The organism is Planktotalea sp. (assembly GCF_039984035.1).
In the GTDB taxonomy this organism is placed as follows: domain Bacteria; phylum Pseudomonadota; class Alphaproteobacteria; order Rhodobacterales; family Rhodobacteraceae; genus Planktotalea.
Genome location: NZ_JBDWVM010000257.1, coordinates 1 through 9,136, shown reverse-complemented (window position 1 = coordinate 9,136; position 9,136 = coordinate 1). Strand labels below are relative to the sequence as shown.

9 protein-coding genes and 1 pseudogene are annotated in these 9,136 nt (G+C 52.9%); 7 read left to right on the top strand and 3 right to left on the bottom strand.

Annotation, left to right across the window (positions count from 1 at the left end; translation table 11 throughout):
* The 3 genes from ABJQ89_RS11630 to ABJQ89_RS11620 all read right to left on the bottom strand — a co-directional run.
* The coding region (locus ABJQ89_RS11630) for an FAD-dependent oxidoreductase (RefSeq protein ID WP_348496398.1) at positions 1 to 1,098 on the bottom strand (1,098 nt) is incomplete at its 3' end.
* 87 nt (positions 1,099 to 1,185) lie between these two features.
* Entirely contained in the window at positions 1,186 to 2,223 is a 1,038-nt protein-coding gene (locus ABJQ89_RS11625) for a lipocalin-like domain-containing protein (RefSeq protein WP_348496397.1), read from the bottom strand.
* Between the two features lie 89 nt (positions 2,224 to 2,312).
* Positions 2,313 to 3,911 carry a phosphoenolpyruvate carboxykinase gene (locus tag ABJQ89_RS11620; protein WP_348496396.1) on the bottom strand — a complete coding sequence of 533 codons (1,599 nt, stop codon included), beginning with the start codon at positions 3,909 to 3,911 and terminating at the stop codon, positions 2,313 to 2,315.
* A gap of 360 nt (positions 3,912 to 4,271) precedes the next feature.
* On the opposite strand from ABJQ89_RS11620, the gene ABJQ89_RS11615 reads away from it, so the two are divergent.
* From ABJQ89_RS11615 to ABJQ89_RS11585, 7 genes and pseudogenes are all read left to right on the top strand, one after another.
* The gene (locus tag ABJQ89_RS11615; protein ID WP_348496395.1) at positions 4,272 to 4,973 is read left to right on the top strand and encodes a response regulator transcription factor; all 702 of its coding nucleotides are present in this window, start codon (positions 4,272 to 4,274) and stop codon (positions 4,971 to 4,973) included.
* Positions 4,973 to 6,691 carry a sensor histidine kinase gene (locus ABJQ89_RS11610; protein WP_348496394.1) on the top strand — a complete coding sequence of 573 codons (1,719 nt, stop codon included), beginning with the start codon at positions 4,973 to 4,975 and terminating at the stop codon, positions 6,689 to 6,691. The genes ABJQ89_RS11615 and ABJQ89_RS11610 overlap by 1 nt, the downstream gene beginning before the upstream one ends.
* A gap of 8 nt (positions 6,692 to 6,699) precedes the next feature.
* Positions 6,700 to 7,128 carry a serine kinase gene (locus ABJQ89_RS11605; protein ID WP_348496393.1) on the top strand — a complete coding sequence of 143 codons (429 nt, stop codon included), beginning with the start codon at positions 6,700 to 6,702 and terminating at the stop codon, positions 7,126 to 7,128.
* A gap of 22 nt (positions 7,129 to 7,150) precedes the next feature.
* A complete protein-coding gene (rapZ, locus tag ABJQ89_RS11600; protein WP_348496392.1) occupies positions 7,151 to 8,047 on the top strand; it encodes an RNase adapter RapZ in 897 nt (298 codons plus the stop codon).
* A 38-nt stretch (positions 8,048 to 8,085) separates the two neighbouring features.
* A complete protein-coding gene (locus ABJQ89_RS11595) occupies positions 8,086 to 8,478 on the top strand; it encodes a PTS fructose transporter subunit IIA (RefSeq protein WP_348496391.1) in 393 nt (130 codons plus the stop codon).
* Between the two features lie 17 nt (positions 8,479 to 8,495).
* A complete protein-coding gene (locus ABJQ89_RS11590) occupies positions 8,496 to 8,774 on the top strand; it encodes an HPr family phosphocarrier protein (RefSeq protein ID WP_348496390.1) in 279 nt (92 codons plus the stop codon).
* Between the two features lie 51 nt (positions 8,775 to 8,825).
* A pseudogene (locus ABJQ89_RS11585) lies at positions 8,826 to 9,136 on the top strand (acyltransferase); the annotation flags it as partial.

Below are 9,136 nucleotides of genomic sequence, written 5' to 3'. Positions count from 1 at the left end.
ATCCATGAACTTGCGATCAATTTGATCCTTCCAACGCCACATCATCGCACCGGAAAGGGCGATGGATCGTTTCTCGGCAAGCGCGACCTTGCCCCCAAGAGAGATTAGTTTGAGGTAATCAGACTGCGGGTGATAGTCTTTCATCGCCCCATTTGTGAGCGCGGCGCGTAGATTTTGGAAAAGGAACGGTGCTTCTCGCACCGCAAAAACACCGGCCTTTGGGCGGGGCGCATGCCTTAGATGGGCGCAGTCACCAACGGCGAATATATCAGGATCAGTTTCGCTTTGCAGGGTTGGTAGGACACGAATGTAGCCGTTTTCCAAGGCAAGCCCGGTCTGCGTGATCCAATCATAGGCGCGGGTTCCAGCAGCGCCCAAGGTCAACATCGCGGGTATGTTAGGGCCGTTCTGAACCTCTAAGTGATCCGCCTTGACCCGCGTGACGGTGGTGTTTTCGTGAAGACGTACATCCAACTGTTCAAAAGCGTTGAAAATTTTGCGCCGCGCTTGCGTGCCGAGACGGGACAGAGCGGTGGAGCGATCAATGAGGCTGACTTCAGCATCGCGCCCATGAGCGCGCAAGCGATGTGCGGCTGCCATCGCAACTTCTGCACCCGCTACGCCGCCGCCCAAAACTGCGACCTCAGCCTTTCCAGTTTCGCGGCAAAACCCATCCCAAATCCGCGCGAAATCATCGAGCGGCTTGGCGGGAACCGCGTGTTCCGTAAAGCCGTCCAGCTCAGGCATGCCAGAGGTAATGCCAATATCAACGGAGCACACATCATACCCAATCGGCGCGCGATCTGGCACGATCACTTGCTTTGCTGCGCGATCTATTTGCATGGCCTTGCCGAGAATAATACGCGCGCCCGCTGCGCGCGCGAGACGAATGAGATCGATGTAGAGCTCTTGGCTGGAATAATGCCCTGCTACAAAGCCCGGAAGCATGCCGCTATAGGGCGCAGTCGGGGCGGGGTTAATGACCGTAACTCTGGTGCCAGCAAGTGGGTTCATCGCCCACATGCGCAGCAAAAGCGCGTGTGCGTGACCTCCGCCAATGAGAACCAGATCACGGGTGAATGGGAAATTCGTGTTCATGAATGTGTGCTACACGCTCCATGGTCGCGGCGCTAGCGCCTTGATCATCACAGTCTAGAGAGGAGGGGTGGGTTTATGAAATCTGGCCTAGTAACCAGTCATTTCCAGATACCCGCGCCCGTTATGACTGCCTTTGATCGAAATTGGTCCCTCCCAATAAGGCACAGAGGTCGTCATCCAAGCCTCTGGGTTAAGTGCAGTGACCGTGACGTCCACATCTTTCTGGGGCAAGCTTAAGGTCCATTGCGTAGGAATGCGGCGCTTGGCGACGTCGGACCATTGTAACGCTTGGGCTTTAAACGCGCCGTTTGGCATTGGGCTGGTGGTGCCGTCTGCATCAATCCATGTCGCAGAGGTGTAGGGCGCATCGGTGTCGGATCGCAGCACAAATCCCATCATGCGCGCGCCGCTTTCTAAAGAGAGCGAGAACCAATCCCACCCTTTTTGCGAACTTCCCAAGGGCTGCGATGACCATTCTCGGTCGAGCCAAGCTTGCCCTGTGACTGCTACATCACCACTTGGCAGCGCCAAAGTGCCTCCAATCTCATAAAAGGGTTGCGAGTAGTAGTAGCTGGCTTGTCCTTCTGCGGATTTGACTGAAAACCCCTTGTCGCCTTGCAAGGTGAGCGGGCCCTTGGCCTGCAGGTTCATATCATAGGAAAAGTTGGGCCCGCTTGCTGCCAGATCGAGAGCGTCGAGGTCAAGTGCGCCGCGCATATGCCAATCATCGATCCAGGCTTCAAACCCGTCGTTCAGCGTGACACCTGCTTGTCCAATACCTCCGCGCCCCAATCGTTCTGTGACGTAGTGGGCGTCTGGCGTGGTAACGGCCGCATGGCCCATCCATAATTGCGATGCGGCCCAGCCGGTTTCGACTTTCGGGCTGAGCGCGGAGCGAAACAGTGTCCACTGCAACCCATATTCAACGCCGCCAGCATCCTGCAAATTTGCCGTAAGATACCACCATTCAATGCGATATTCTGGATGCGGGCCATGATCGTCTGGAAAGGAGAGTTCGTGGCCGCGTTCTGGCACAGCAAAGCCTTCCGCTTCTGTGCCTAATCCTGCAAAGCCTTGGGCAAACGCCACCATTGGCAGGCTGCAAAAGAGTATGATCCATTTCATTACAGACAATCTAGGTCTTTGATCGCAAAAAGAAACGCCCCTGATTGTCTCAGGGGCGTTTAATGTCACATCGCATGTGGAACCAGCCGTTAGCCGATTGAAGCGGCTTTCACGTCTTCATCGATGAAAGGCAGGTACTGTTCGAAGTTGTCGGCGAACATTTGTACCAGTTTCGCGGCTTGGCGATCATAGGACGCTGAATCGTCCCATGTCCGACGTGGGTCCAAAAGGACTTCGGCAACGCCGCGTGCGGATACAGGAACTTCAAAGCCAAAGTTCGGATCTTTGCGGAATTCCGCCTCGGTCAAGGAGCCATCCAAAGCAGACGTCAAAAGGGCGCGTGTTGCGCGGATCGGCATGCGTGACCCTGTGCCATATGCGCCGCCTGTCCAGCCTGTGTTGACGAGCCAGCACGTCGCGCCATGCTGAGCGATCTTATCTTTCAGCAGATTGCCGTAGACTTCAGGGCGCATGGGCATGAAAGGCGCACCAAAGCAGGTTGAGAATGTTGGTTCTGGCTCGGTCACACCGCGTTCTGTGCCCGCAACCTTGGACGTGAAGCCAGACAGGAAGTGATACATCGCTTGCGCAGGTGTCAGGCGGGAGATGGGGGGCAGGACGCCGAATGCATCACATGTGAGCATGATGATATTCTTCGGGTGACCACCAAGTGCGCTATCTGATGCGTTGGAAATGTAGTGCAGCGGGTAGGCGCAACGCATGTTGGCTGTCAGGCTGTCGTCCTCAAAGTCAAGCTCTTTGGTTTCAGGATCGTAAATCATATTCTCGATCACTGTGCCGAACTTAGACGTCGTCGCGTAGATTTCCGGTTCAGCCTCAGGGTTGAGGTTGATTGTCTTCGCGTAGCAGCCGCCCTCAAAGTTGAACGTACCGCGATCGGACCAACCGTGCTCATCATCGCCAATCAATGTGCGATCTGGATCGGCGGAGAGCGTTGTTTTGCCAGTACCTGACAGACCAAAGAAGACAGCCGTATCGACTGGGTTACCTTTCGCGTGGTTCGCAGAGCAGTGCATCGGCATGATGCCCTTTTCCGGTAGCAGGTAGTTCAGAAGCGAGAAGACAGATTTCTTGTTTTCGCCCGCATATTCGGTGCCGCCAATCAGGATGAGCTTTTTCTCAAAGTTCATCGCGATGACTGTTTCAGAGCGACAGTTGTGGCGTTCTGGGTCGGCTTGGAAGGATGGGCAGTTGATGACTGTGAAATCAGCGGTGAAGTCATCGAGGATATCGCGTTCTGGACGGCGCAGCATCGTGCGGATGAACAGACCGTGCCATGCGAGTTCAGTGACAACGCGCACGTCGATAGAGTGGGCTGGATCGGCGCCGCCGACGAGATCCTGAACAAAGTAGTCACGACCCTTCATGTGCTCGATCATGTCAGCGTGAAGCGCGTCAAAGCCTTCTGGGGACATTTCGGCGTTGTTTTCCCACCAGATTTTATCTGCAACATCTGCGGTTTTCACAACGTGCTTATCTTTTGGGGAGCGACCGGTGAATTTGCCCGTCGTCACAAGGAAAGCGCCGCCATTGCCAAGCTCGCCTTCGCCTCGCTTCAAAGCGGCCTCAACCAATGCTGGCTCTGTCAGGTTATAATAAACTGACCCAAGCTCCGTGATGCCTTGATCTTCGAGCTTGAAAGAAGGGTTTACCCGTCCTGTGGTCATGAGAATTCTCCTGTTGCAGTGCCAACCGGCCTGCCTTGATCTAACAATCGCAGAGACTTCTCTGCGACCGACTACCCCCAAATCCCAGAGGTGGTACCGCGTCTTAACATGCGTTTTTCTGGTATGAACAGGACGGTTTGGCGCAGTTAGCGCAACCATTTTTCAGTTAGCGCTATCATGTGTTTTGATTTGTAAATTGGGCAGTTTTGAAAGTGAGAATAACTGAAAAATAACTCTTTTAGGTGCCAAATAAGTCACGCTTACCTTACTGATTCGGGTGAGGGGATTGATCACGCAAGGGAAACGGGCGAAACAGGATGAAAAAATAACTGGTAATTGAGCAGTACAAGGAAAACAGGCATGTCCAAAATTGCATTGGTGGACGACGACAGGAATATCCTGACGTCTGTTTCCATGACTCTCGAAGCTGAAGGCTTTGAGGTGGAAACCTATAACGACGGTCAATCGGCGCTTGATGCTTTTAATCGCAAGCTGCCAGATATGGCTGTACTCGACATTAAGATGCCCCGTATGGATGGCATGGATCTTCTTCAGCGTCTGCGTCAAAAAACATCCATGCCGGTCATTTTTCTGACGTCTAAAGATGATGAGATCGACGAAGTGCTCGGTCTTCGCATGGGTGCAGATGATTATGTGAAAAAACCGTTTTCGCAACGCTTGTTGGTGGAGCGTATCCGCGCGCTTTTGCGGCGCCAGGAAGCTCAGGACGGCGTTGAAATTCCCGAAACGGACGAAAACAAGATCATCGAACGCGGTGAGCTGACAATGGACCCTCTTCGCCATGCGGTGAAGTGGAAGGGCAAAGACGTGACTTTGACCGTTACAGAGTTTTTGCTTTTGCAAGCTCTGGCGCAGCGCCCCGGCTTTGTGAAAAGCCGCGATCAGTTGATGGACGTTGCTTATGACGATCAAGTTTATGTAGATGATCGTACGATTGACAGCCACATCAAACGACTGCGCAAAAAAATGCGCTCTGTTGACCAAGAATTTTCCGCCATCGAAACACTTTATGGTATCGGCTACAGGTACAACGAAGAGTAATGGCACTGGTCGAGCGAATGACGTCGAGACGGGCTCCGCGCGCGAAACAGGAAATGGATGTTGTTCTGGGCGATGATTGGATCGCGCCAGACAACAACGTTGACCAAGAAGTGCGCGATGGCCGCGCACGTCGGGGTCTTTTCCCGCTGAAGCGCTCTCCGCTCACACGAAAAATTATTACATTTAACCTGATCGCGCTGAACGTGCTGGTCGCTGGTATTCTTTATCTAAACGCATCGCGTGACAGTTTGGCCTCGCAACGCGCCGCTTCCTTGGTTGGCGAAGTGGAATTGGTTGCCGATGTGTTTGAGGCGCAGATGGTTGCGCTGGGCGAAACCAATCTGGACGGGAGCGAAGGGAAAATCGAAGACACCCTGCGCGATCTTGATTTGCGCAACTCTGTTGAAGTTTTCGTTTTCGGTCCGGATGACACCCTTCTTGCAAATGCAACGGGAAGCGCTGCTAATTTGAGTGCGGAACTTGGCACGGAACAAGGCAAAACCATTATTGTTGACGCTTTATCGCGGTTTTGGGCCTTTACGACTTCGCCCTTTTTCAATGCTGACACAGCCGAGATTGCCCCGCTGGAAAGTCAATTTTTAGAACTCATTCAAGGTGCGAACACGAACGAAACCCTTGTTGGTAAGGGGTTGAACCCTGATGGCGGCGCCATTTTAACTGTCACGACACCAATAATGTTGAATGGTTCAAATGTTGGCATCGTTGCCCTTGCCAGTGCTTCAGGTGAAATCGAAAATCTTGTCAAAAGCGAACGTGAACGCGTTTTGCAAATGTTCCTTATCGCGACGCTTGTGTCGATTGGCTTGAGCCTCGTTCTCGCTTCGACGATCTCCAACCCGCTTTCTGACCTCGCGATGGCCGCTGAGGTTGGTCGCCGAAATGACAACGGCAAAGTTAGCCCTGCGCGCATTCGCATTCCTGATCTGACAGCGAGACCAGATGAGATTGGTCGTTTGTCAGGATCGCTGCGCGGTATGGTTGCTGCGCTTTACGATCGTATCGATAGCAATGAACAATTCGCGGCTGATGTGGCGCATGAGATCAAAAACCCTCTTGCCTCATTGCGTTCGGCGGTTGGCACAATGCGTGTTGCAAAGCGGGAAGATCAGCGTGAAAAGCTCTTACAAGTTATCGAGCATGATGTGCGCCGTTTGGATCGCTTGGTGAGTGATATTTCTAATGCGTCGCGTCTTGATAGCGAACTCGTAAAAGAAGACGAAGAAAGCTTTAACCTTCTCTACATGGTGAATAACCTGTGTGAATACCTTGGCGAGCAAGCCTCGAGCGAAGGTATCGAATTTATCGCTGATCTTCCCTCTGATCCGATTATGATTTCCGGTCTCGAAGGGCGTCTTGCACAGGTGTTTGTGAACTTAATCACGAATGCGATTAGCTTTTGCGAAGATGGTGATGCGATCCGCGTTTGGGCGCGTCAGCGCGAAAGCCGCGTTCTGATTGTTGTAGAAGACACGGGGCCCGGCATCCCAGAGCAAGCGCTCGGTAAAGTATTCAAACGCTTTTATTCCGAACGCCCTGAAGGACAGTTCGGTAACAACTCAGGTCTTGGTCTCGCGATTTCAAAACAAATCGTCGAAGCACATGGCGGCGTGATTTGGGCAGAAAATATCCGCCCGACGGCGGCTGATGTAACGTCTGAACCTTTGGGTGCGCGATTTGTTGTCGGCCTTCCGCTCTGAGCGGTGGGGTGACGTCTACCGCCATAAAGCGTATTCATGCCACGTCTGTGTCTTGGCAAGGCCAAGCTGTGCTTTTACTCGGACCTTCAGGTTCTGGAAAATCGAGCGTCGCGTTGAAAATGCTCGCGTTTGGATGTGACCTCGTTGCAGATGATCAGTGTGACGTGCGCAGCGTGGATGGGGATTTGTTCGTAAGTTGTCCAACAGCGATTATTGGACAAATAGAAGCGCGCAATTTTGGGATATTGCGATCCAACAGCGTTGAGCAAGCGCGAGTGGTTTGCGCTGTGGACCTCGCAGAGATGGAAGAGAAACGACTGCCAGATGAGCGCAAAATGAGCATTTGTGGTACGAGCCTGCGCCTCTTTCACAATTGCGGCATTGAGGGTTTGCCTTTCGCGCTTTTACAATATCTTAAAGGGCAAGCGATCAATTAAGGGTTTAACGAAAGCGAAAGACATGACTGCGGACACATCCTCCCAAGTCGATCGACAAAGGCTCGTTTTGGTGACGGGACCGTCTGGTGCGGGACGATCTACAGCGATCCATGCATTGGAGGATAGCGGTTATGAGGCGATCGACAACATGCCTTTGTCTTTGCTCCCTCGTTTGTTGAATGGTCCGGTTTATCCACGCCCGCTAGCCCTTGGACTCGATGCCCGAAATCGCGAGTTTTCGACAGCGGCCTTATTGGAAACCATCGAAGAGCTGACGCAGCGCTCTGATCTGGAATTCGAAGTGTTGTACCTTGATTGTACGGACGACGTTTTGTTGCGCCGCTTTTCTGAAACTCGACGCCGTCACCCGCTTGCAGGTGGTGAAGATCCGCTTCGCGGTATCGCGCGTGAAAAACAAGTTCTTGAATCGGTACGTGATCGCGCCAGCGTTTTGATCGACAGTTCTGACTATAGCCCTCATGATCTACGCGCAGAAATTACGCGACAGTTTACGGTAGAGAAGGGGCTTCGTTTAGCGGTGTCTGTTCATTCGTTTTCTTACAAACGCGGATTGCCGCGCTCGGCGGATATGGTTTTCGATTGCCGCTTTTTGCGCAATCCTCACTGGGATCCAGATTTGCGCCCCTTGACAGGATGTGACGACGGCGTTGCGACATATGTGCGAGAAGATCCTCGCTACGCAACGTTCCTCGAACAAATTAGCGCTTTGTGCACGAGCTTGTTGCCAGCCTACCTGGAAGAGGGTAAGTCGCATTTCACCATTGCTTTTGGCTGTACAGGCGGGCGTCACCGCTCGGTTGCCGTTACGGAAGTTGTGGCGCAGACTCTTGCGCTTGCTGGGTGGCAGGTGTCATGTAGGCACCGAGAATTAGAACGCGCGCAGGGGCTTAATCCTTGATATCGCGCAGGTAGAAAACTGTATCAAAGGTCTAGCTGTTGATTGGAATAGTGATCGTTGCACATGGCGGGCTCGCGCGAGAATACCTCGCGGCAATCGAACATGTGGTGGGTACGCAAGCAGGCGTGATGGCCATTTCAATTGCGCCCGATCATGACCGCTCTGCCAAACAGTCGGAAATTTGCAGCGCTGCAGAATCAGTTGATGTTGGAAACGGCGTAGTGGTCGTAACAGACATGTTTGGCGGATCACCGTCCAATTTGTCATTGCTGGCCTGTCAGCCGGAAGGGCGCCGTATTCTATATGGTGCGAACCTTCCTATGTTGATTAAACTCGCTAAATCACGAGACCTGTCTGTGTCGGATGCGGTGGACGCGGCGAAGGACGCTGGGCGCAAGTATATTAATAGTCAAAACATTTCAGAAGTCTGAATAAAGGACTGAGTTTCATGTCTGAGACAGTCACCAAAACCTTGAAAATCATCAATGAAAAGGGCTTGCACGCGCGGGCCTCCGCAAAATTAGTCGAGGTCGTCGAAGAGTTTGACGCGATTGCTGAAGTAAGCCGCGACGGGATGAGCGCGCTTGGGGATAGCATTATGGGGCTGTTGATGTTGGCCGCGTCAAAAGGAACGAGCATCGAAGTGCAGACGAGCGGCACAGACGCGGCGGCCCTAGCTGAGGCGTTAGAGGCACTGGTTGCGGATCGTTTTGGAGAAGCCTGTTAAGCACGTCCGTTTTTGTGTATGAAGCGGGGGCAGACAGAAGCGAGTTGAATCATGGTAGATCAAGTGCAGAGCCCGGCTGGCATTAAAACAGGCGTAAACGATGCAAGCGAACCGGCCCCCTATGACAAGCGAAAGCTGTCGTATGCGAACACTTTTACCAACCCGTGGAAAGCCAATGTCATTCGTGTGATGGAGTGGCTAACGGGCAAAATCCCGTTGATCCGTCTCGTTCGCCGCTTTGAGCAGTCTGGTGCTTCTGATGGTCAAGACTTCTGGGCGCAAGCATTGGGGCATATGGGCATTGAGCTGCACACGCCGGATAGTCAAATCGCAAATATTCCGAAAACGGGTCCGGTGATTAT